Raw genomic sequence first — 23,816 nt, forward strand, 5'->3', positions numbered from 1 at the left:
TCAGTGTGGTCAGTCAGACCGCATGGACAGGTGCTGTGCGTATGGGCCTTCGCCAATCAATGCCCTCCAACAGCATCGACAACTGCGCAGTCGTCAGCGACACGCTGCCGCTGGTCGCTTGCGGCCAGACGAAGCGTCCTTGTTCCAACCGTTTGCAAAACAGGCACAAGCCGTCGCCATCCCACCACAGCAGCTTGATCCGGTCACCGCGCCGCCCACGGAAAGCAAAAATCTGGCCGGAGAATGGATCGGTTTCCAGCTGCGTCTGCACCAAGGCCGCCAAGCCGTCGAAGCCACGGCGCATGTCGGTGACCCCAGCGGCGATCCAGATGCGGGTTCCAGCGGGAGGAGCAATCATCGCAGTAACTGCTGCAAGATGAGTTGCAGGGCTTGCGGGTCAGGCGTGCCGGTGATGCACAGCTTGGCTTTTCCCACTTCAACAATGATCTCGGGATAACAGGCTGATGGCGGTTGGGCGTACGGTAGATCTGTCGGCACCTCAATCACCTGGACAGGCAACAGCGTTGCACTCTGGCTGACCGGGCCGAATAGCCCTTCCTGGTATTGCTGACGCCAGCGAAATATCAGGTTGGCATTGACGTCATATTCGCGAGCGATCAACGACACGGAGGTGCCTGGCTGAAGCGTGGCTTCGACGACCTTGCGTTTGAACGCTAGAGGGAAGTTCGGACGACGACCGGGCCGAAGGGTTGGGGCAACTGTATCCAAGATAGTGTCCACTAAAAAATGGTGTCCACTATCTTGGCCAATTTGGAGGGCTGTCAGGAGAGGGGGCTGGCCGGACGGTTACGATTGGCCTGTGACGCGCTACGCATGGCAGTCGAGTCCAGGGGTAGACCGGTGGGAGTCATGTTCCACTCAGACCAAGGGTGCCAATACACCAGCCACAAGTTCAGGGCCGCACTTGAAGAGTACGGCCTGAACCAGAGCATGAGTCATCGCGGGCAATGCTGGGACAACGCTGCCATGGAGCGCTTCTTCGGAGCCCTGAAATCAGAGTGGATCTCTGCTGAGGGTTATGAGAGCGAAGCGCAAGCTCGGGCGGACATTCAGGCTTACTTGGTGCGCTACAACCTGAAGCGCCTCCACAGCTACAACGGCTACGAAACCCCAGTAGCCATGGAGAAAAAGCTCAAGGAAGCAGCATGAAACCTAAACCGGTGTCCAAAATCAGTTGACCAGTTCAGGGAGGCCTTCGGGTCTGCCGAATTCCTTTTCCTCGGTTCGCCAACCTGCGTACAGCTGCCACCCTTGCATTCGGGGCGACAGCTGGTTCGGCCCTGATGGAGTGGGTTTATCCGCGAATGCGTCAGTGAATTTACAGAACCGTCCGCAGGCAAGGCCTTCAATCGAACAGGTCATAAATCCGCTGAGCCACGGCTGGCGGCAAACCTTCTTCGTATTCGTCTTGTACCAGGTCCCGGTCGTAGTATTCGGTGCCATCGACCACCTGCAGCATCATGGCAGGGATGGGGCGGTTGACGGGCTGCTCGGGGTAACGCTGACGACTCATGGCTCCTCCTATTTGGGCCTCATTATGAGGCTTGGAGGTGTCTACGAAACCAGGGGCGATTCAGTCACCATCCTGCACTGTGACCCTCACACCCGTCGCTGCAATTTCGTACTCAGACTCGGAAACTTTATGCACAGCACCCCCAAATTGCATTTCAAAATGCTTTAGACCTGCATGTCGAATCATGCCATGTGGAGAGCGCTCAACTGTCTCGTCCTGATAAATGTTAATGATGTAGCTCACATTATCCGTACCCAGTCCAACTATTTTCCCAACATATTTATCGGCCATATCTCCACTCCTTTAGTGAAACCTCATAATAGTTGGAATTGAGATGCTGACCGTTGAAAACAAAGGTGATACAGGGTAAGCACAACCTCACGCTAAAGCACGTTCCCTCCTCTTCGGACGATACGACCGAAACATCGCCCGCATGGGCCTTGGCTATCTGCTTCACGATGAATAACCCAAGCCCGATATTGCTTGCTTGCACAGACTTCTGGCGACCGCGTATCAGCGGCTCGAACAGGCGGCCGAGCAATTCCGCGGGTATTGCAGCGCCCTGATTGAGGACGCTGAGCGTGGTAATCGAACCCTCGGTCCTCGACGTCACGCGCACCGGTAACCGTGTATCGCCATAGGCCACTGCATTGGCGACCAGATTGCAGATGAGCTGATAGAGACGATCCTTGTCGAACATGGCGCGGCGCTCACCGAAGTGCTCGTAGAGCAGCGAATGAGAGGGGTAGGTCAGCCGTAGTTCTTCCACGCATGCACCTACGACCTCCGACAGATCGGCGACACCGGGGTGAATCGAAAGGACCTGGCCTCCCTGGATGAGCGTGTAATCCAAAAGGTCGGCCACCAGTCGCTGGGCGCGCGCCACAGATTGGCTGATGTGCCTGAGCAACTCGCGCGTTTTGTCAGTCTGAGAGCGACGCACCAAAAGGTCCGTGGCCATACTGATCGTCAGCAGGGGGGTGCGCAGGTCGTGGCTGACCATGCCAAGCATATGCCGGGAGAACGCTGTCTGCGCGTCCACCTGTGCCTGAACCGCGCTGGACCGCCCCGACGACAACAGCTCGCGCTGAACCTTCAGGCTCTTCGCCAGGCAGCACTCGGCCAGCAGCCGGGTGACAAGCAGTTCATATTCGTATCGTTGCCCCTGCGGGTCGTACAAGGTCAGCTCGTAAACGATGGCGTTCGAATACTGACAAGTAATTGCACTGGACATCATCGGCAGCAGAAACCCCGCACGGTGCACAAGATCGAACTTGACGTTCAGCACCGCGCCCTGGACCTCCATTAGCGGCTGCCAGTACATCTGTTGAAAGGTTCTGGCCTCCTGGCTCAACAGCTGCTGAAAATGCATGCCGAGCAACTCGTCGCAGGCGTAGCCGATCCAGCGGCAGAAGGTGGGGTTGGCGCTTCGGATGCATCCATTTTCGTCCGTCAGCAGCAAGCCGTGCTCGGATGGCTCCACACGAATTTGCAAGGCGATATCAGGGCGCTTGCCGGTCGATGTTGTGATGTAGCGCGTGTTCAAGGTGCGGCCTCCTTCGCTCTGGCACTCCGGCCACTGTGTGCCGGGGGGAGCGCGTTCGCGATTCTCGCGCAGCGATCCCTCACTTCAGGGTGTGCGCATTGCAGGGATGGGTCTGTTCGCTACCGAACAGACCCATCGTGCGCCGCCCCTCAGACTGAATACTGCCTGGCCTGAACGCGGCTCCGGAACACCATGGAAAATCCTTGGCTTCACATTCCCGCTTTCGTACAGCGCCTGACGGGTTTTTCCCCGCGCTGGGGTTCACCGCGCCACTCGTTCACCTACGAAAGCCTGCTGCGATCAGAACTCTATGGCGCCGAGCAGATGGCCAGGCATGGTACCTGGCTTGCCAGCCAACACCGCTTGAGCCAACTGTCCGCCGACGATTCGCTGCTCGACCGCCTGGCCGACAACGAGCAGATGCTCTCCACCAGCTGCACCGCCCTCGCTGGTGCCCTGCCCGGCTCGCGCCCAGCGCTCCCCGCGGCGCAATGGTTGCTCGACAACTTCTACCTGGTCGAGTCGCATATCCGCATCGCCAAGCGCCACCTGCCAACTGGCTACAGCCTGCAGCTGCCGCGACTGGACAGCGGCCCCTCGAGCGGCCTGCCGCGGGTCTATGACCTCGCTCTGGAAACCATTTCCCACGGCGATGGCCGCTTCGACGCCGAAAGCCTCAGCCGTTTCGTCGAGGCCTACCAGCAAGCCGCCACCCTGACGCTCGGCGAACTCTGGGCGATCCCGATCATGCTGCGCCTGGCGCTGATCGAGAACCTTCGCAGGGTGGCGGCGCGGGTCATGGCCAACTTGTCAGATCGCGACCTGGCCAATACCTGGGCCGACCGCCTCGGCGAGATCGCCGAGCGCGACGCCAAGAGCGTCGTGCTGGTGGTCGCCGACATGGCCCGCTCGGACCCGCCGATGACCGCCGCCTTCGTCGCCGAGCTGGCAAGGCGGCTGCAGGGCCACAGCGCCACGCTGACCCAGCCGCTGGCCTGGGTCGAGCAGATGCTCGGCGAGTCGGCACTCAGCATCGAACGCTCCGTGCAACTCGATGCCCAGCAGCAGGCCATCGACCAGGTGTCCATCAGCAACAGCATCGGCAGCTTGCGGCTGCTGTCGAGCATCGACTGGCGGCTGTTCGTCGAGCGCCTGAGCCATGTCGAACAGGCCCTCTGCCAGGATCCGGCCGCGATCTACTCGGCCATGGATTTCGCCAGCCGTGACCACTACCGCCACGTGGTCGAACAGGTGGCACGCCATTGCGCCTTCAGCGAGGAGACGGTGGCGCGAACGGCCATCGAGCTTGCCCAGGCCGCAGGTGCCCGGCCAGGTGAGCAGGCCGAGCATGTCGGCTTCTACCTGGTGGGCGGCGGCCTGCCGTTGCTGGAGCGACGCCTCGGTGCCCGGGTTGCACTTGCCCAGCGCTGGCAACGCCTGTTGCACCGGGCACCGTTAGCGTTCTACCTGGTGCCAACGGTGCTGCTGTCAGTGCTGTTGGCCTGGGGCTTCGTACATGCCATCTACCTGGCTGGCTGGTCGTTAGCGGTCACGACGGCCATGGCCCTGCCGGTACTGTTGACGACCAGCCGCCTGGCCATTGGCCTGGTGAACTGGCTGGTGACACTGACCGTGAAGCCTTCCTTCCTGCCACGGCTGGACTACACCGCTGGGATTCCCGCCGACGCCCGCACACTGGTGGTGGTCCCTACCCTGCTGACGACGGCCGGCGATGTCGAGGAACTGGTCGAAGGGCTGGAGGTTCGTTTTCTGGCCAACCGTGACGAACACTTGCATTTCGCGCTGCTCAGCGACTTCATGGATGCCCGTGAACAGACAATCCCCGAAGATGCTGCCCTGCTTGACCTGGCCTGCGAAGGCATACGGGCGCTGAACCACAAATACCCGATCCCGGGTTGCGAGCGCTTCTTCCTGCTGCAGCGGCCACGGGAGTGGAACGCGACCGAGCGCTGCTGGATGGGCCGCGAGCGCAAGCGTGGCAAGCTCGCTGACCTCAATGCCCTCCTGCGCGGGCGCGCCAGCGAGCGCTTCATGCGCATCGTCGGCGACCTGCAACAGCTCGGGCACGTGCGCTATGTCATCACCCTGGACACTGACACCCAGCTGCCACGCGGCGTCGCCCAGAAATTCGTCGGCGCCATGCAGCACCCGCTGAACCGCGCACGGTTCGACCCGAGTACCGGCCGCGTCCGCTCGGGCTACGCGATCCTGCAACCACGCGTGGGCATCAGCCTGCCCAGCGTGTCGCGCTCGACCTATGCACGCCTGTTCGGCAGCGATGCCGGCGTCGACCCCTATACCCAGGCTGTGTCGGACGTCTATCAGGACCTGTTTCTCAGCGGCTCCTTCATTGGCAAGGGCATCTACGCCGTGGATGCCTTCGAGCGGGCCCTGGATGGCCGCTTCGCCGACAACCGCGTGCTCAGCCACGACCTGATCGAAGGCTGCTATGCACACTCGGGCCTGCTCAGCGACGTGCAGTTGTTCGAGGCCTACCCGGCGCGCTACAGCGCCGATATCAAGCGTCGCCACCGCTGGATCCGGGGAGACTGGCAACTGCTGCCGTGGCTGGTGCCCTGGCTGCGCACCGGCCGCCACGGCCCGGCGCAGAGCCCGCTCAGCGCACTGTCGCGCTGGAAGATCCTCGACAACCTGCGCCGCAGCCTGGAGCCGGCGGCCCTGCTGATCATGCTGCTGTGGGGCTGGCTGGCCAGCGCCTCGCCGCACGCCTGGACCCTGGCGGTGCTGGGGTTGCTGCTGACCCGCCCGCTGCTGGACACCCTGCTCGAGTTGAGCCGCAAGACCAGCGATGTTCCGCTCGCCGAGCACCTGCGCGCGGCCCTGCACACCTCAGGCAGCCACTTCGTGCGTGCCGGCCTGACACTGGCCTGGTTGCCCTTCGAGACCGGCTACAGCCTGGACGCCATTCTGCGCACCCTGTGGCGGCTGATCGTCAGCAAGCGTCGGCTCCTGCAATGGAACCCCTCACGAGAGGACGAACGCACCAGCGCCGACACCCTCCTGGCGGTGTATCGCCAGCAATGGCTACAGCCTGCCCTGGCCCTGGCTTTGGCCAGCGCGCTGTCCGTGCAGCCGGGAGTGCTGCTACTGGCCTCGCCGTTTCTCGTGCTCTGGCTGCTGGGTCCGGCACTGGCCTGGTGGCTCAGCCGGCCGCGGGGGCGGGCCGCGTTCACGCCGTTGCCCGGGGACCTGCGATTCCTGCGTCGATTGGCGCGCAGCAACTGGGCATTCTTCGACCATCATGTCGGCCCTGCCGACAACTGGCTGCCGCCCGACAACCTGCAGGAGCCGCCCTTTGCCTGCATCGCGCACCGGACCTCGCCGACCAACATGGGCATGGCCCTGCTCTCGCACCTGGCGGCCCATGATTTCGGCTACCTGGGGGCCGGCCGCCTGTTCGAGCGCCTGGCGCAGATGCTCGACAGCATGAGCCGCCTGCAGCGCTACAAGGGGCATTTCTACAACTGGTACGACACCCAGACCCTCGCGCCCCTGGCACCGCTGTATGTCTCGGCGGTGGACAGTGGCAACCTGGCTGCCCTGCTCCTGACGCTGCGGCCCGGCCTGCTGGAAATGGCCGACACACCCGTGCTGGACCGACGCCTGACCCAGGGCCTGCTGGACACCTTCGACGCCCTGCTCGACGCGCACGCCAGCGCCGGTCGTGACACCCGGGACATAGAAGCCTTGCGCGAGCAGGTACAGCAAGCCCATGAGCACCCAGGCCAGCCACCGGTCACCTTGATGGCGCTGCTGGCCGAACAGCTGCATGGCATGATCACCTCGCCGGCAGCCGCGGATACCGATGACAGTGTATTTTGGCTGCAGGCCCTGCATGCGCAGTGCCTGGACCTTGGCTCAGAGTGGCAGGGCTTGCAGTTGCCACCTGGCAACGCCCTTGCGCACCAGGCTCCGCTGAGCTGGCGACAACTGGTACAGCTCAAGCCTGACCAGTGGCCGGCCGCCGAACGCCTGGCAGTGAACAATGCCCGAGCGCTCGCCCGCCAGCGCATCGCCCAGGCAGAGGCCCTGGCACAGCGCATCACGGCCTTGGCCAGCATGGACTTCAGCTTCCTCTACGACACCCACCGGGACCTGTTCGCCATCGGCTACAACGCCGACGAGCATCGCCTGGACTCCGCGTTCTATGACCTGCTGGCGTCGGAGATGCGCCTGACCAACTTCGTGGTCATCGCCCAGGGTCAGGTCCCCCAGGACAGCTGGTTCGCCCTGGGCCGACTCCTCACCAGCAATGCCGGTGTCCCCGTTCTGCTGTCCTGGTCCGGTTCGATGTTCGAATACCTGATGCCCTTGCTGGTGATGCCCAGCTATGAAGGCACCCTGCTCGACCAGACCTGCCAGGCCGCCGTCAACCGACAGATCGAGCACGGCAACCTGCTGGGACTGCCCTGGGGCGTCTCCGAGTCGGCCTACAGCGCAATGGATGCACATTTCAACTACCAGTACCGGGCATTTGGCGTACCGGGCCTGGGCCTCAAGCGCGGCCTGGGTGAAGAGCGTGTGGTGGCACCTTACGCAAGCGCCCTCGCCCTGATGGTAGAACCCACGGCCGCCTGCCGTAACCTGCAGCGCCTGGCCACGCTCGGGCTGTCGGGCCGCTTCGGCTTGTACGAGGCAGTGGACTACAGCGAAGCACGGCTGCCACCCGGGCAGAACTCGGTGGTGATCCGCTCCTTCATGGCCCACCACCAGGGCATGAGCTTCCTCGCCCTGACCGCCTTGCTGCTGAACAAGCCCATGCAACGGCGCTTCGCCTCGGACCCGCAGTTCCAGGCCAGCATGTTGCTGCTGCAGGAGCGGGTGCCGAAAACCGCCGCCCCGTACCTGCACACCCTTCAGGCCCCGAACGTGAACGACGCCGAGCCCGCCAGCGAAACTCGGCTGCGCGTGTTCAGCGAGCCGAACCGCCGCCATCCCGCCGTGCAACTGCTCTCCAATGGCCGCTATCACGTCATGGTCAACCACGTTGGCAGCGGCTACAGCCAGCGCAACGACATGGCCGTCACCCGCTGGCGCGAGGACGCCAGCCGCGACGAGCTGGGCAGCTTCTGCTACCTGCGCGATGTCGCCAGCGGCGCCTACTGGTCCACCACCTACCAGCCGACCCGGCACCGCAGCAAACACCAGGAGGCGATCTTCAGCGACGGCCGGGCGGAGTTCCGCATCCGCGAACGCGACTTCGACTGCCATACCGAAATTGCCGTCTCCCCCGAAGATGACATCGAACTCCGTCGCCTGCATCTGACCAACCACGGCGACGAGCCCCGCACCCTGGAGCTGACCAGCTATGCCGAGGTGGTGCTGGCGCCGGCCCTGAGCGACGCGCTGCACCCGGCCTTCAGCAAACTGTTCATCCAGACCGAACTGATCCGCCCACTGCAGGCCATCCTCTGCACCCGGCGGCCACGCTCGCTACAGGACGCCGTGCCGTGGATGTGCCATGTACTGGCAGTGCATGGTGCCGATATCGATGCAGTGTCCTATGAGACCGATCGGGCCCGTTTCATCGGTCGCGGCCGCACCCTCGTCGCCCCGGCGGCGCTGGATCCCGACAGCAAGGCATTGTCCGACAGCGCGGGGGCGGTGCTCGACCCCATCGTGGCGATCCGATGCCGCATCGTCCTGCTGCCGGGCCAGACAGCGACAGTCGACCTGGTCACCGGTGTGGCCAACAGCCGCGATGCCTGCCTGCAACTGGTCGCCAAGTACCGCGACCGTCACCTGGCCGACCGGGTCTTCGACCTCGCCTGGCCGCACAGCCAGGTGCTGTTGCGCCAGCTCAACGGCTCGCTGATCGATGCCCGGCTGTTCGAGCAGATGGCCGCCTCGGTGATTTACCCCAACGCCAGCCTACGGGCCAGCGCTGCCCTGCTGGCCGGCAACCGGCGCAATCAGTCCGGCCTCTGGGGCCAGGGACTGTCGGGGGACCTGCCCATCGTGCTGGTCCAGATTGGCGACCCGGCCAACATCCAGTTGGTCAAGCAGATGGTGGTCGCCCATGCCTATTGGCGCCAGAAGGGCCTGGCCCTCGACCTGGTGATCTGGAACGAAGACCAAGCCGGCTACCGCCAGCAATTGCAGGAGCTGATCATGGGCATCGTCGCCTCCGGCAGCGAGGCGACCCTGCTCGACCGCCCCGGCGGCATATTCGTGCGCCCGGCGCAGCAGTTGTCCGAAGAGGACCGGATTCTCACGCTATCGGTCGCCAGGCTGGTGCTCAACGACAGCCATGGCACGCTGGCCGAGCAATTGCGTCGGCACCGTCAGCCGGCGGTGCCACCGGCCCTCCTGGCAGTTCCTGCCCCGCCCCGACCCACGCCCTCCAGCCAGCAGCCGATGGGCGAACCGGCGCTGATGCTGGCCAACCCCTACGGCGGATTCAGCGCCGACGGGCGCGAGTACGTCATCCCCCTGATCCCCGGCAAGCCGCCACCCGCGCCGTGGGTGAACATCATCGCCAACCCGCTGTTCGGCAGCGTGGTGTCGGAGGCCGGCAGTGCATACACCTGGTACCAGAACGCCCATGAGTACCGCCTGACACCCTGGCACAACGACCCCGTCGCCGACCCCAGTGGCGAAGCGTTCTACCTGCGCGACGAGGACAGCGGGCACTTCTGGTCGCCGACCCCGCGGCCCTGCCCCGGCCCCGGCCGCTATCGCACCCGGCATGGCTTTGGCTACAGCGTGTTCGAGTATGCCGACGACGACCTTGGCAGTGAGCTGTGGGTGCATGTGGCGCTGGAGGCCCCGGTCAAGTTCAGCCGGCTGAAACTGCGCAACCACAGCGCACGGACACGGCGGTTGACGGTGACCTGCTTCGCGGAGTGGGTGCTGGGCGACCTGCGCGGCAAGACCGCCCTGCACGTGGTCAGCGAGACCGACCCGGTCAGTGGCGCCCTGTTTGCCCGCAACAGCTACGCGGTGGAGTTCTCCACCCAGGTGGCGTTTCTCGATTGCGACCTGCCGCGCCATGGCTTCACCTGCGATCGCAGCGAGTTCATCGGCCACAACGGCACTGACCAGGCTCCGGCCGGGCTGCGCCAGACACGGCTGTCGGGGCGCACGGGCGGCGGCCTGGACCCCTGCGCGGCGCTGCAGGTCAGCGTGCAACTGGAGCCCGGCGAACAGCGTGAAGTGGTGTTCCTCCTTGGCGCTGCGCCCGACGCCCCTGCCGCCAGCCGCTGTGTGCAGCAATACCGCGGCGTACAGGCCGCCATGGAGGCGTTCGACAAGGTCCAGGCCTACTGGCGCCGGACACTCGACACCGTGCGGATCGAAACCCCCGAACCGTCCCTGGATGTCCTGGCCAACGGCTGGTTGATGTACCAGGTGATCGCCTGCAGGTTCTGGGCGCGCAGTGGCTTCTATCAGTCCGGTGGCGCCATTGGTTTTCGCGACCAGCTGCAAGACAGCATGGCCATGCTCCACGCCGCCCCGGAAGCGGCGCGCCAGCACCTGCTGGCCTGCGCCGCTCACCAGTATGTGGAAGGCGATGTGCAGCACTGGTGGCACCCGCCCATGCAGCGCGGGGTTCGCACCCGGTGCTCGGACGATCTGCTGTGGCTGCCGCTGGCGGCCAGCCGCTACGTGGAGATCACCGGGGACCAGACGATCCTGGATGAACCGGTCGGCTACCTCGAAGGGCGTGCGCTCAATACCGGTGAAGAGTCCTATTACGACCTGCCCGCCCACTCGCCCGTGGTCGAGAGCCTGTACCAGCACTGCCAGCGCGCCCTCGGGCATGCCCTGCAGTGCGGCGCGCACGGCCTGCCGCTGATCGGCAGCGGAGACTGGAACGACGGCATGAACCGCGTCGGCGAACAGGGCCAGGGCGAAAGCGTGTGGCTGGGGTTCTTCGGCCATGTGGTGTTGCGGGCCTTCGCCTGCGTCGCCCTGCGCCACGGCGACAGCACCTTCGCGGTGCGCTGCGGCGCTCAGGCTGCCGCCCTGGCGCAGCAGCTCGAAGAGCACGCCTGGGACGGCGACTGGTACCGCCGCGCCTGGTTCGACGATGGCCGGGTACTAGGCGCGGCGAGCAACCAGGAATGCCGGATCGACTCCCTGGCGCAAAGCTGGGCGGTGCTGTCCGGGGTCGCCCCACCCGAACGCGCGCGCGCCGCCATGATGGCGCTGGATCATCATCTGGTACGCCGCGATATCGGTATCGTGAAACTGCTCGACCCTCCTTTCGACCAGGGCGACCTGGACCCCGGCTACATCAAGGGCTACCTGCCCGGAGTGCGCGAGAACGGCGGGCAGTACACCCACGCGGCGATCTGGGCGAGCATGGCCTACGCCCACCTGGGGGATACCGAGCGGGCCTGGGAGCTGCTGCGGCTGATCAACCCGGTACGTCAGGGTTGCGCCGCGCTGATCGACACCTACAAGGTCGAGCCCTACGTCATGGCCGCCGATGTCTACGCCGTGGCACCCCACGCGGGCAGGGGTGGCTGGAGCTGGTACACAGGTTCAGCGGGCTGGATGTACCGGCTGATCGTCGAAAGCCTGCTGGGCCTGCAACGCAGCGGTGACACCCTGCGGATCAACCCGCTGCTGCCGGCCGGCTGGCCGGGTTGCGTGCTGCACTACCGGTTTGGCAGCACCCCCTACCGCATTGAAGTCCTCAATAGCGCCGCCGCCAAGCTGACCCTGAGCCTGGACGGCCAGCTGCTTGCCCAGCCCATACTGCAACTCAAGGACGACGGTAAACCGCACCAGGTGATTGCCCAGTGCAAGCGCAATCCCGTGCCCATCATGTGAACCGCCCGGCAGACCTCGGGTGCCGCGACAGCAATCCCCAGCCCTACTGGGCTATTCTTGTTTCGACAGCCGCTGCACTCGACGGTCCCGAGCATGCCCCCCTCGCCCAAGCCGCAAAATAATCACCTGCTGGCCGCACTGTCAGCGTCGACGTTCAGCCGGCTGGAGCCACACCTGGAACGGGTGAACCTGCCCCTGGGCAAGGCGCTCTACGAGTCCGGCGATGCCCTGCGCCATGTCTACTTTCCTGCCGATGCCATTGTCTCGCTGCTGTATGTGATGGAAAACGGGGCCTCGGCCGAGATTTCGGTGGTGGGCAATGAAGGACTGGTCGGCATCGCCGTGTTCATGGGTGGCGAAAGCACCCCCAGCCGCGCCATCGTGCAAAGCGCCGGACATGCCTATCGCCTGCCCTGCCAGCGGCTCAAGGACGAGTTCAATCGCCATGGCGAGCTGATGATGCTCATGCTGCGCTACACCCAGGCGCTGATTACCCAGATGGCGCAAACAGCGGTGTGCAACCGACACCACTCCATCGACCAGCAACTGTGCCGCTGGCTATTGCTGTCGCTGGATCGCCTGCCGGGCGACCGCCTGTGCATGACCCAGGAACTGATCGCAAACATGCTGGGGGTGCGCCGCGAAGGCGTGACCGACGCCGCTGGCAAGCTGCAGCGCCTTGGCGTGATCGAGTACAGCCGGGGCAACATCAAGGTGCTCGACAGAACCCGCCTGGAGCAGCTCAGTTGCGAATGCTACGCCGTGGTCAAGAAAGAGACCGAACGATTGTTGCCATACCTGCCACCCGCCCCCCCTGCTGTTTGAGTTCAGCCGCAAATCTGTATCACCTGCGGTCAGACGAGGGATTACAACGAGCACATGACTGTCGAGCCAGTGCCGAAAGCGAAGCTTTGGGCGAAACGGCTGATTTTTGTGCCTCCGCTGGTGATACGTAAGCGCTCCATAAACCCCACATTCAAAGCACTTACCTGATCCCTGATGCTGTGCTCCCGATTTCTTTCTGGAGCTCGCCGACCATGATGCGACCCGACGCCAAAGTCGAAAAAGTGTACCTCTACCCAAAGCCTGTCGACTTTCGAAAATCCATCGATGGCCTGGCCGCGCTGGTCGAACTCGATATCAAGGTGGCGGTGTTCGACCCGGTGCTTTTCGTCTTCCTCAACAAGCCGCGCAACCGCGTGAAGATCCTGTATTGGGAGCGCAACGGTTTCTGCCTGTGGCTCAAGCGCCTGGACTCCGAACGGTTCAAAACCTCACCCGATCCAACTGGGGCGCAAGAGCGAGCAGACAGGCAATGCGGCGACACCACAATTGCCACTCTTCGACGAAGCTGAAAGCCTGGCCGAACTCTTGGATGAGGCTGGCGACGAAGAATTCGCTGCGCCGACCAAACGCCGTGGAAAGCGCAAGCCGCTGCCGGCTAATTTGCCGCGTATCGAAGTTGTCCAAGAACTGCCCGAGCATGAACTGACCTGCGCTTGCGGCTGTCGCAAACATGCCATCGGTGAAGAAGTCAGCGAACAGCTTGAAATCGTCCCCATGCAGATTCGCGTCATCAAACATGTTCGCAAGGTGTACGGCTGCCGCGACTGCGAGTCAGCGCCCGTAACGGCAGACAAGCCCGCCCAGGTGATCGAGAAAAGCATGGCCAGCCCGAGTGTGCTGGCCATGCTGCTGACCACCAAATACGTAGACGGCTTGCCGCTTCACCGCTTCGAAAAAGTGCTGGGGCGCCACGCTATCGATATCCCGCGCCAAACCCTGGCACGCTGGGTGATTCAATGCAGTGAGCACTTTCAGCCACTGCTGAATCTGATGCGCGAAAGCCTGTTGAACAGTCGGATCATCCACTGTGATGAAACACGCGTTCAGGTGTTGAAAGAGCCTGGTCGTGAGCCCAGCAGCCAATCCTGGATGTGGGTACAAACCGGCGGCTCACCTGATCGGCCAGTGATACTTTTCGACTACACCACCAGTCGAGCGCAGGAGGTGCCGATGCGCCTGCTGGATGGCTATCGCGGTTATGTCATGACCGACGACTACGCCGGCTACAACGCGCTGGCCGCACAGAACGGCGTGGAGCGGTTGGGCTGCTGGGCGCACGCACGTCGTAAGTTCGTGGAAGCGCAGAAAGTGCAGCCCAAGGGTAAAACTGGGCGGGCAGACATCGCACTGAATTTGATCAACAAGCTCTATGGCATCGAGCGCGACCTCAAGGAAAGCAGCGATGAAGATCGTAAGCTGGCCCGCCAAGCGCGAAGTCAACCGGTGCTGGCCCAGTTGAAAAGCTGGACAGAGAAAACGCAGCCCCAGGTCACGAGCCAGAATGCGTTGGGTAAAGCCATGGACTATCTGGCCAGCAACTGGAGCAAGTTGGAACGCTACGTCGAGCATGGCGACTTGCCGATCGACAATAACGCCGCCGAGCGCGCGATCCGCCCGTTTGTCATCGGCAGAAAGAACTGGTTGTTCAGTGACACGCCCCGAGGGGCGACGGCCAGTGCGCAACTATACAGCCTGGTCGAGACGGCCAAAGCCAACGGCCAAGAGCCCTATGCGTGGCTGCGCCACGCACTGGAACACCTGCCGCTGGCGTCCTCAGTGGAGGACTACGAAGCGCTGCTGCCGTGGAATTGCACGCCTAAAATACATAGCTAAGTGCTCTACCCGTCGTGGGTCAGGTAGGGCCTACGAAGCGTTTGAAGAACAAGAGCGGAGTAACCATGGACTACGACGATAGATTGATTGAAGACGCAGTGCTTGCCCTGTTAGCAGCCTATAGCTCCGACAAAGGTAACGCGTGGAAAGGATTCGACTTCGGCCGACTAAATTAACCAACCCCACCTCTATCAGTCACGGCTTATCAAGAGGCTCAGGGATAAAGCCCTGCTCCCTCAGCGCCTTGATAACCCCGCGCACCAGGTAGTTGTTGGAGAAGCCCAGGGTGTATTGCCTCGAGCCCGGGTTAATCGGCAGAAGCATGCCTTGCTCTACCAGGTTTCTAATCTGATACGTTCGTTGGTTGGGGTTGAGCGCAGGAAGCGCCTGAGCAATATCACTCGATTTCACTACCTTCATCTTTATCACGCTGATAAGGATCTGTTCCTCGGTCTCGGTGATCCACTCCCGACTGCGTGCAAAGCTCACCGCTGGGTGCAGAATGCATTTCGTGAGGTAACCATAGTCAGTGAGCTTGTCCTCCTTCTCCAGTTCGTCGCGAATACCCTGCAGCACATAGGTACACCATGCCTCCAACCCTGCTGTGGTACCGGCATCGGCCACCCCCAGCATGGTGTAGTACTTGTCTCGATCATTGCAGAACACCGCCGTGGGGTTGAGCACCCTGCCGCCCGTGTTCACGTTGAAGCCGTACTTCATCAACAATGCGTAAGTAAGCAGTCTCACTACCCGCCCATTACCATTGCCGAATGGGTGAATCCAACCGAAACGGTGGTGAGCGAGGGCGACCTTCATCAGTGCGTATTTGGGTGAATCGTCGCGGTTGATGAAGCTGACCAGCTCCTGCATGTACTGCGGCACCAGCACACCTTCCGGCGGTAGATGCTCCGCTTGAGCAATCCTGACCGCGCCTTCCCGATAAGCGCCTGGGGTTTTGTCGCCTTCACGCCGCAACCCCATCACAGTCATGGCGTGCAGTTCTCGAATCGTATGCTCTGTCAGGTCTTCACCGGGCTTCATCACCGCTTCGATGTAGTCCATTGCCTTCTCGATATTGGCAATTTCCAGCAACTGGTCGGTGCTTTCGGCTTTACCTTCGACCTTGCTGTCGATGTAGTCGGCCAACGTGGTGTGGTTACCCTCGATTCGAGCTGAACCCAAGCTCTCCAGCGTGTGAAACAGCGCCTTGAGCTGAAAGAACACCTGGGGTGGGGTGTCTCCCTCCAACCTCAGTCTGCGAAGAAACTCGAGCTCGGCCAGAACGTCAACCAGCGGCGAGTCGAAGGATGGGTTAAGCAGCTGCAGGTCGTAGTGAGAAAACTGGGGCATCTGAAAATTATCTCTACACGGAGAAATCATTATCTAGAAAAATTCTGGATTTATCCCCGTAAACGTTGGCCAAAACCGAATCAGAAGATAACCACTATCTGGAAAACCGTGCAAGCCTAAGTGGAAAACCGCTACCCCTCAAGTCAAAAACGCGCTGATCAGCAGGGTAAAAACAGGCACAAAAAAACCCGCACAAGGCAGGCTTCTTTGTAGGGCCAGCAAGCAAAAATATCGCCACTGGCCAATCTGAATCTGGTGCGGAGACAGGAGTCGAATCAGGCAACTCAATCCCAATGGAAACGGGCACTTCGACGACACCACGCCACCACCGTATACCTAAACATATACCTAAAACGAAAAGTACCTGCACTGCCGCCCTTGGTATGCGACTCGATCCACCACCCCGCCGCGGGGTAGTGGCTGGCACCAGGTGAAGGTGGGCCCCGGGTGAACGGATCGTTCACCCCGCTGGGGGTGATGCCCAGCTACCAGAAGGGGGTCGATTTGAAATCGAACCCGGCCCATCCCGGTCAGTTATGCTCATCACTTACATGCCCACAACTCCGGGTGTGGGTTCGGCAACCAACGCGATGCCAGGGGGGTTATGTATAGCCATTGTTTAAGCCATGCCCAGGGGGTTATGTATAGCCGGCCGATCATAGGTACCGGTCATTTTCGGATAGCAGTGTGTCAGCGGCCGTGGCATTTCTTAAACTTGACACCGCTGCCGCATTGACACAGCTCATTCCGTCCTTGTTTTTCGATCCCCGCTGCTGGTATGAATTTCTTCTCAGGCTTTGGCTTCACCATGAGCGCGGACTGGGTGATTCGGGCGGCCTCCTCGAAAACATGATCATTTTCTGCCGTTCGCTGTGCGGGCGCATGAACTGCGAAGGGTTGGGCTCGATGATAGGTCCCATCGGAATCTACGCAGGCCAAAATGCCTACCATGTCTGAGGCATTGATAGACAAAGCGCCTGCGCTGGCCTTGACATGCACCGTAGTCCAGTCAATTTTGTGATCGTGTTGTTGAAGCCAGACGAATATGGGTGCGGAGCCCCCAAGCAGGAAAAAGCGATAGGGGCGCTGATTCAGAGTGCGGCGAAGATCAGACAGCGTTTTGGCTAGATCATCACGTCCCTCTTCTCCCAGATCACGAATACGGCTTTCCGCGACAAGCCATCCTGGAGTTCGGTTTGCGTCAAGAGCTTGAAGTAGCCTGTCTAACTCCACAGGGAAGTGTTGCTTAGGAAGCGGAGTGTTATTCCAATCTTCGCCCTCGAAGCTCTTATCTATTAGATCACTCATACCATCCCAAATGAGCATGCTTACTGAACCATCTGCTAAATGGTTGTCGATGTCCTGATCGAAGCGGTTCTTCTTCAGATAGGCACCCAAGTGGTCAAACTCATCGAACAGATGAGCATGACGCCTAGCTGCCACAGCCTGGCGCACCTCCATATAGTGCATGAACTCGCCCGGCGTTGGCAGGAAGCGCTTAAGCACGAACAGGTCGTCAATAGACATCGAAATGAAAGCGTGCTTACCAAGTAGCGGCGCGATCTGCGGCAGTTTTTTGCAATACGCTGAAAAGGGGGAGAAGGATTCGACTGTCAACCCGATCGGTACCATCACTCGGTATTCGGAAGAGCGGACACGGCCGCACTCTTGATATTTGCCGTCTACGAGCTGGTAGAGGGTGACTTCCTCTGATGAATTCAGATAATTGAAGAAGCGCTCACATTGGGTATAGGCCTTAATAACCAAATCTTGCACGGACTGGGCATGACGTCCGAAATCAAGTGCCGGAGATGCAATAGTCGCAGCAGCGCCGGCTTTGGCTTCGACTAGGAACAACACGTCGTCGATCAGGATAAGAGTATCGTTCTCTGACCATTTATTGGTGGCGGGGTCTTTGTAGTAAACCTCTTGGAAAACTTTAGCGCCTGGAAGCTGGGCGGCCAGGATGTCGGCGAAAGCCGCTTCGCTCATCGTTTTCTGGCGATCATTGAACGATTTTTTGTAGTCAGGTTTTCGCTGAAGGAGATTGAAAAGCAGTGCCCGATAGCCCGAGTCTCGCGTGAAACACGGATCTACTGCGTAGTAATCCTCGCCTAGCTGGATCAGGGGTTTCTTCCTAGCTGGCAGTGTCCTATACGGTGTCCCAACGAAATCCCCAGGCGCAAAAAACTCGGTTTCCTCCCCGCGCCGATACGCTAAGTCCGCCAAGAGCAAAGGCGGCAATTTCGTATGAAGACTCACGTTGGCTATACCACCCCGAAACATGTCATTTATCGCCTGGCCTGCGGCATTCGTCTGTTCCTCGTCGGACGCGACCCATTCCTCCATGACGTCTTCCAGGGGCTTTCCCTGAACCGCAGCGAAATTCTGCACAGACTCGAACTGTCTCATAAGCATCGAGATTGCATTGGAATGCCCTGAACGGCTGGCATTGGCCAGGGCCTGGAAACCATCCGCGATCTCAGCGGGATTAGCTCCATATACCTCTCTCAGCACATCCTCATGAGGTGACAAAACGTATCGATAGAACTCGCCTTCCAACACTTGGTAGCGGTTCCCTCGCAGTAAGACCCAAGAAGATTTCGCGCGAAACTCAATGTCTGCAGTGTCTGGGCCAAAGACACCATCTTTAGTATTGTCGGACGAAGCCATGGCGAAAATCATAGCCTGCTCTCGCAGTTTTCGGCCAAGCTCAAACAGTTCGACACACCGGGCTTCGTCGAAGACTACATCCATAGGGGCGACATCTGATGCGAGAACTGCATGGACGTACTCTAATAGAAATTGATTTTCATCAACCAAATCATCCAAGACGCCTTCTTCGTGTTGGTCCTGAGAGCCGCGTTGACCCGCTATCGCTTTCATCATGTGCCGGGCGTAGATGTAGCCGAGTAAATCATGTGGGGGCATAGCAACAATCAAATCGCGCATACGGGCGGCAGTGCTCTCCATACCCCGTAATAGGGAAGCACAAGCGTCCGTCATATTTTCCTGATCCATAACAACTTCCCTCGATGCGATTGAGGCCAAGATTCTAGTAGAGCCAGGGTTAGACGTGGTGTTAATAATCAGGGATAGCTTGGCAGAACTACTGTTCTAGGCCCAATCTCCCTAGATGAGAATGTACGGAAATTTTTGACGACGGTCGCCTCGATCAGTCCGCCAGGTTCAATGCCAGCCCTTGTACAGCAAGGCTTACAGCCGACCATGCTCAAGCGTCCGCGGCTGAATCCGTCAAGCGTGGTCAGAAATTTCCGTCAAGGACTGTCAAGGGGGCCAGGGTGCTGGCCATTCTGGACAGAGCAAGCTGGCCAGGCATGATCGAGATGCCCGCACACCAGGCACGCCGCTGGCTTCATGACGTCCTACCTACCGGTGCTGGCGCAAATCCGTCCAGAGCCTGTCCAGAATTCGTGCCTCGGCATTAGACGGGGTTACCCGCGCCAGCCTGTCACGCATAGGTCCAGGCCAGGCGCGGCAAGTGATCCAGTGAGTCGGGCCACCGACCACCGTCTATCGCGGTCTAGTGCGGGTCTAGTTTCACCTGGAAACTCTGGACGAGCTTACGGCTGGAGTCGCCCGCCACCAGACTGGCAGCCCAACCATCACGCGCCATAGCGCCAGCACCACCACCCAACACCCGCACCGATCCGTCCAAAGCGGTCCAAAATCCGTCTTAGGCCTGTCAGGGGTACGCCCCCCTTACTTTGACGGCCTCCAGCACCGGAAAGACCTCAGACGCCCGGCCACAAGAGCCACTGCCATCTGTCTGGTCCGTACTCCGTCAAAGCGTGGTCAAACAAGTGCCCAACACCACCGGCAAATTGAGACGGCGTCATCCCCCCAGTTTTACGATCTCTGCCTGAACAAAGGCCTCGGGCGCACAGGCCATGCTGGTTCCGTCTCATGCCTGTCTCATATTCGGTAAAGGCTGGGTAAAGCTAAACCTGCGGTGCTAGTGGAACAGCTATGATAGGGGGTTGATCAAAGTCGAGCTGTGCTCCGGATAAAGCAGCTTGCATGAACCGCTCGCGAACGACGGGATAAATCGCCTTCCCGGTGTGCCCTTTGTAATTAACCAGTGCCCAAAGACACCCTCTCCCGCCGAAATCAAAAAACACGGTTCTCCGGGCATGTAGCCAAACCTCACGTGGCCTTTTCCAAGACCAGGCATGGTGGCCACGGTGCGATCCCTCAAGGGCCTCAAACTCCTTGCCGTGGAAGAGCTCCATGAGGTCGCGCGTGGACGTTCGGGCATCCAAATCCGCCCGACGAAAGTACCCAAGCCACGAAGCTGCTTGAGCCCCAAAGATCGGCATAGCCAACTGATATTCGTCAAGCTGGGGATGCTCGGGGGCAGGCAGAGCAACGCCGATGTTAATGTGATTGCGGAAACTCTCACCATTGACGACCCAGATCATCCTCTCGCCATAGAACTGCTCTCGACTTCGCATCTCGTCGAGCGGCATTGGAGAGTTCTGGAGCTCAATCACAAGATCATCAGGCCGCCTGATATCAGCCACATGCCTTTCCCCGTTGGCTTCGTCAATGCGAACGTTTTCACGCCATTCGAAGGGAAATAGCTCCTTCCAGGCCTTGTGCCATGGTCCTTCATTCTCCATCCAAGGGTCGCAATGACGCCGGCCGGCATGCGCCCAATGCCAGCGAACGATCGGCCCACACTTCGCCTGAGCAGGCGCCCCACACCTCTCACAAACTCCCTTCAATCCGGGAGCAGGCGGCAGTCGCTGCCCATCAACAACTGCTACATCCATTGAAGCCATGCGATTTACTCCGGGGCGTTTGTCCAGGGGGATCTGACGGGCACCCGTGGGGCTACTGCCGCGAATAAAAAACCCCGCTGTCGGCGGGGTTATTATTAAGGCTTCATAGCGTCGGTGGTGGCCTTGATGATCTCTTTCGCCGCCTCGACGCTGATGGGCAGCGTCGCCTGCGGTTCATCCTGCTCAGGCTTGGGCCTGTGGTGGAAGTACCTAAGCAATGCGATCAGCAGAAGCGTCGGAACCGTTGAGAGGGACACGATGATGGGGATGTCGCCAGTAGTATGCGGCCTCACCGAAGCAAAGAAATACCAAGCACCGGCCGTTACTCGAATGTTGCCGAAAAATACGAACCCGAGCAGCGATACATAAAAAATGATGATGAGGCTGACGGTAACGGTGGTAAGACGCTTCTCCCACCGAAACCGCCAAGCCTCTTTCCGAAGGTAATCGCCAATCAGACCCGGATTCTCAGCTTCACCTTGGGACAGGTCATCGCTCGAAACTGTCATAGCAACCCGATCGCTTTGAGCCGGAACTCCATGGCAGCAGTGGATACTCCGAAGGTCTGCGCCAATCTGGAGAGATCGGTAATCCTTTGCTCAACTACCATGTGCTTGACCAACGCTGCCGGCATAAGTAGTGCGGCCGCGAATCGATTTGCTGCGACCTCTTTGGGGTCACGTGCCCTGGCGCTGAACTGCTCCGTCGTGTCTCGAGGTGCGTCGAGATCGCCATGGACGTGGTGTCCAATCTCATGGGCAATCGTAAACCGTTGCCGCACCGGGGCGTCAGTGAAGTTGTAGGTGATTAAAGGGCGCCCCTCGCGATATGAGTAATGCCCACTTTCATTGGAGCGCCAGGTGGCAGGATCAAAGGGAGTCAGAGCCTTCACCTCAATTCCCATCGCTTGCGCTATGGCCTGAGGATTCACCGGCAATCTTCCATCCCAATGGGCCTGAAGGACGTCTGCAGCAGTGCGATACACCATGTCGACCTCCTGTGTCAGTTGGGTTGGTTCATCAAAAATGAGGCGCGATTCTGCCTAAGTCAAGGCCTGGGGTCAAATTCATGTTGACACCGTCGTCGTGCCTCGTTCTATCAGCATACAGCAATTCACTGTTTATTCATACAGCGCTTGCGGCACTAAGCTCTACCTTGGAACCTGAGAGCGGGTCGGCTGGCGCTGGGCAGCGAGCATTGTGGTTTTCATGTGGTCATTCACTGCGGCATGGTGGTCACCGGAAGCCGCAATACCGTGGAAACCTCAGTGGAAACCTCCACCTGGAAACCACAACTTTTGATAGCCGGCAGGCCGCCCAAGTTCGTACGGAAGGTTCGCGCATAGGGGGTTGCGAACCTGACTGCGAGCCATGGTTGCGAACAGGTAGGTGTGAGGCGGACGCCGGCGCAATGGCTATCATGGATATCTCATCTACGTGGGAGGTCACAATCATGGCTATTTATCGACTGACCCAGGCCGGGCACGAACTGAACTACGGCTTTCGGCGCAATGCGCGACTCGCGCTAGAAGCACTAGGCCCGACGTTCACAAAGGAGCAAGCGCTGGAAAAACTCCGCGTACTTCACGACCTAGGCCGGCTTGGCAAAGGCACGCCTCAAAGCTTCTGGCACCGGTTCGCGTCTCTGGGCGCCCACTCCAAAAGGAAAGCATTTATTGAGTCAGTGCCTCGCTGACTTTTGACCCGCACGCCAGAATGCGTACCAGCGGTGCGTACCTGGCCGCGTACCGCCTCGCACGAAGACTGATTACCAGTCAGGTGGTAAGGGCGGATAGGTTTCCAAGACCTCAATATCGCTGAGCGAGAACGGATCAAGCGTGTACTCATGCTCGCCAAGATCAATACTATGGTCGTTCGGACCGGCAATTATCGAAGACTGATTGGCCATGGTTGCCAACAGTACTCCACCATCGCCAAAATATGCATTAAGACCGCGCGCAAACGTTCTAGCCATCTCAATATTTGGCGTCCAGCAAAATCCGATTCGCCCAATTCCATAGCGCTATGCACTCTCTCCTCGATAGAGCTTAATTGATTCGCCCCGGTATTCTGGAAGCAGCGCGCTCAGCATTCTGGCAAGAGCCTTGTCATCACCGACCTGGCTTCTGATTCGCCCGCCAAGCTCAACCCATACTGTATGGAACTGCTCTTTCGCTGCTTCGGTTACTTCAGCGCTAAAAAGACTAGAAATGAAATGGCTCCATTTACCTTTACTTTCTCCTATGGCGTAAACAATATCCCTGATTGCTTCTTCATCCGAGCCCAGTACGGCTTCCATTAAATAATTAGTGTTTTTCCTGTTAGCCATCTGAATAGGCCTTCCTTGATTATCGTGGCGAATAGAACTCGGTAACGCTCGATTTTAACCCTCGGCCCTGGCTCCCATTTCAGTAAGGCACCCTGTGCAGGAACTCTGATTGCGTGCCATCGTAACCAATCTCTGAGCGGCATGGTTTCCATGGCAACCTAGCCGTGGAAACCATAGCGGATACCGGGCTTCCAGCTGGCGCCTGCGCCCTTAGAGAACCTGACATTGGAGAGTGGTAATGGGCACCAGCTCAGCGAGACAGACGATATGGTCTGAGTGAGACGTTTTGGTCTGTCTCGCGCCAAAAAACGGTGAGGTCGCATTTCGTGGCGCGGAAAGAGTCACAGGCAGTTCTTTGTCGATTCCAGCGCCGCCGCCTTGCCAGGCCCAAAGTCGAGATATGAGCGCTGATAGAACCTCACATCGCTCCCGTTGGCGGCTTTGCTGACCTGCAGAATCTCATTGGTGTTCATGTCGTTTCCGCTCAACAACCTGTAGCCGTTCTCAGTCTCGCTCAAGGTCGCATCCGGCCTCGATTCCTGCCATTGAGGGAAAACACACAAGGCATATTGCTTGGGAGACTTGTGGGTCTGAGCAGCATAGGTTGGCCCCTTCTGGATCAGCTCACCGGGCGAATAACACCCGGCAATCGAAAGGGTAACGGCTGCGGTCAAAGCGAGGCTGGCACAGCGCATGGTCGGTCATCCATTACGAAGAAAACTGAAAACCTACCATGCGCCTGAGTAAAGCG

Annotated in this window: 16 protein-coding genes and 1 pseudogene; 5 read left to right on the top strand and 12 right to left on the bottom strand. The window is 60.1% G+C overall.

Annotation, left to right across the window (positions count from 1 at the left end; genetic code table 11):
- Positions 1–13: 13 nt before the first annotated feature.
- Together tnpB (PPL01S_RS04040) and tnpA are read right to left on the bottom strand one after the other, a co-directional pair.
- Positions 14–358 carry an IS66 family insertion sequence element accessory protein TnpB gene (tnpB, locus tag PPL01S_RS04040; protein ID WP_028625277.1) on the bottom strand — a complete coding sequence of 115 codons (345 nt, stop codon included), beginning with the start codon at positions 356–358 and terminating at the stop codon, positions 14–16.
- Positions 355–729: an IS66-like element accessory protein TnpA gene (tnpA, locus tag PPL01S_RS25960; RefSeq protein WP_042155385.1), complete on the bottom strand. Its 375-nt coding sequence runs from the start codon at positions 727–729 to the stop codon at positions 355–357. The genes tnpB (PPL01S_RS04040) and tnpA overlap by 4 nt, the downstream gene beginning before the upstream one ends.
- Positions 730–747: 18 nt before the next feature.
- On the opposite strand from tnpA, the gene PPL01S_RS04050 reads away from it, so the two are divergent.
- Entirely contained in the window at positions 748–1,170 is a 423-nt protein-coding gene (locus tag PPL01S_RS04050; protein WP_081833295.1) for an integrase core domain-containing protein, read from the top strand.
- Between the two features lie 196 nt (positions 1,171–1,366).
- Here PPL01S_RS04050 and PPL01S_RS25030 read toward each other — a convergent pair whose 3' ends face one another.
- From PPL01S_RS25030 to PPL01S_RS04060, 3 genes are read right to left on the bottom strand one after another with little or no spacing between them, the layout of a single operon-like run.
- Positions 1,367–1,534 carry a hypothetical protein gene (locus tag PPL01S_RS25030; protein WP_248694067.1) on the bottom strand — a complete coding sequence of 56 codons (168 nt, stop codon included), beginning with the start codon at positions 1,532–1,534 and terminating at the stop codon, positions 1,367–1,369.
- A gap of 60 nt (positions 1,535–1,594) precedes the next feature.
- Entirely contained in the window at positions 1,595–1,825 is a 231-nt protein-coding gene (locus tag PPL01S_RS04055; protein ID WP_016392873.1) for a hypothetical protein, read from the bottom strand.
- Positions 1,815–3,080 (bottom strand): PAS domain-containing sensor histidine kinase, encoded by a 1,266-nt coding sequence (locus PPL01S_RS04060; RefSeq protein WP_028625276.1) that lies wholly within the window; start codon positions 3,078–3,080, stop codon positions 1,815–1,817. The genes PPL01S_RS04055 and PPL01S_RS04060 overlap by 11 nt, the downstream gene beginning before the upstream one ends.
- A 192-nt stretch (positions 3,081–3,272) precedes the next feature.
- Here PPL01S_RS04060 and PPL01S_RS04065 point away from each other — a divergent pair, with 192 nt between their 5' ends.
- The 4 genes and pseudogenes from PPL01S_RS04065 to tnpC form a co-directional block, all read left to right on the top strand.
- Positions 3,273–11,903, top strand: a complete 8,631-nt coding sequence (locus tag PPL01S_RS04065; protein ID WP_016392875.1) for a glycoside hydrolase family 94 protein — start codon at positions 3,273–3,275, stop codon at positions 11,901–11,903.
- Between the two features lie 93 nt (positions 11,904–11,996).
- Positions 11,997–12,728, top strand: coding sequence for a Crp/Fnr family transcriptional regulator (locus PPL01S_RS04070; RefSeq protein WP_016392876.1), 732 nt, complete (start codon positions 11,997–11,999; stop codon positions 12,726–12,728).
- A gap of 212 nt (positions 12,729–12,940) precedes the next feature.
- On the top strand, positions 12,941–13,258 hold the full coding sequence (gene tnpB, locus PPL01S_RS04075) for an IS66 family insertion sequence element accessory protein TnpB (protein ID WP_016392877.1): 318 nt from the start codon (positions 12,941–12,943) through the stop codon (positions 13,256–13,258).
- Positions 13,194–14,582 (top strand): annotated as a pseudogene (gene tnpC / locus PPL01S_RS04080) (IS66 family transposase); the annotation flags it as partial. The gene tnpB (PPL01S_RS04075) and the pseudogene tnpC, both read left to right, overlap by 65 nt.
- A gap of 195 nt (positions 14,583–14,777) precedes the next feature.
- Here tnpC and PPL01S_RS04085 read toward each other — a convergent pair.
- From PPL01S_RS04085 to PPL01S_RS04120, 7 genes are all read right to left on the bottom strand, one after another.
- The gene (locus tag PPL01S_RS04085; protein WP_016392880.1) at positions 14,778–15,932 is read right to left on the bottom strand and encodes a Fic family protein; all 1,155 of its coding nucleotides are present in this window, start codon (positions 15,930–15,932) and stop codon (positions 14,778–14,780) included.
- Positions 15,933–16,622: 690 nt separating this feature from the next.
- Entirely contained in the window at positions 16,623–18,953 is a 2,331-nt protein-coding gene (locus tag PPL01S_RS04090; protein ID WP_033743183.1) for a YecA family protein, read from the bottom strand.
- 941 nt (positions 18,954–19,894) lie between these two features.
- Entirely contained in the window at positions 19,895–20,575 is a 681-nt protein-coding gene (locus PPL01S_RS04095) for a hypothetical protein (protein WP_042155357.1), read from the bottom strand.
- A 257-nt stretch (positions 20,576–20,832) separates the two neighbouring features.
- A complete protein-coding gene (locus PPL01S_RS04100; protein WP_028625274.1) occupies positions 20,833–21,246 on the bottom strand; it encodes a hypothetical protein in 414 nt (137 codons plus the stop codon).
- The gene (locus PPL01S_RS04105; RefSeq protein ID WP_028625273.1) at positions 21,243–21,725 is read right to left on the bottom strand and encodes an ImmA/IrrE family metallo-endopeptidase; all 483 of its coding nucleotides are present in this window, start codon (positions 21,723–21,725) and stop codon (positions 21,243–21,245) included. Before PPL01S_RS04105 ends, PPL01S_RS04100 begins: the two co-directional genes overlap by 4 nt.
- 1,034 nt (positions 21,726–22,759) lie before the next feature.
- A complete protein-coding gene (locus PPL01S_RS24250) occupies positions 22,760–23,065 on the bottom strand; it encodes a hypothetical protein (RefSeq protein ID WP_050483651.1) in 306 nt (101 codons plus the stop codon).
- A 341-nt stretch (positions 23,066–23,406) separates the two neighbouring features.
- Entirely contained in the window at positions 23,407–23,760 is a 354-nt protein-coding gene (locus PPL01S_RS04120) for a hypothetical protein (protein WP_042155360.1), read from the bottom strand.
- Between the last annotated feature and the right edge of the window lie 56 nt (positions 23,761–23,816).

It is taken from the genome of Pseudomonas plecoglossicida NBRC 103162 = DSM 15088 (assembly GCF_000730665.1).
GTDB lineage: Bacteria > Pseudomonadota > Gammaproteobacteria > Pseudomonadales > Pseudomonadaceae > Aquipseudomonas > Aquipseudomonas plecoglossicida.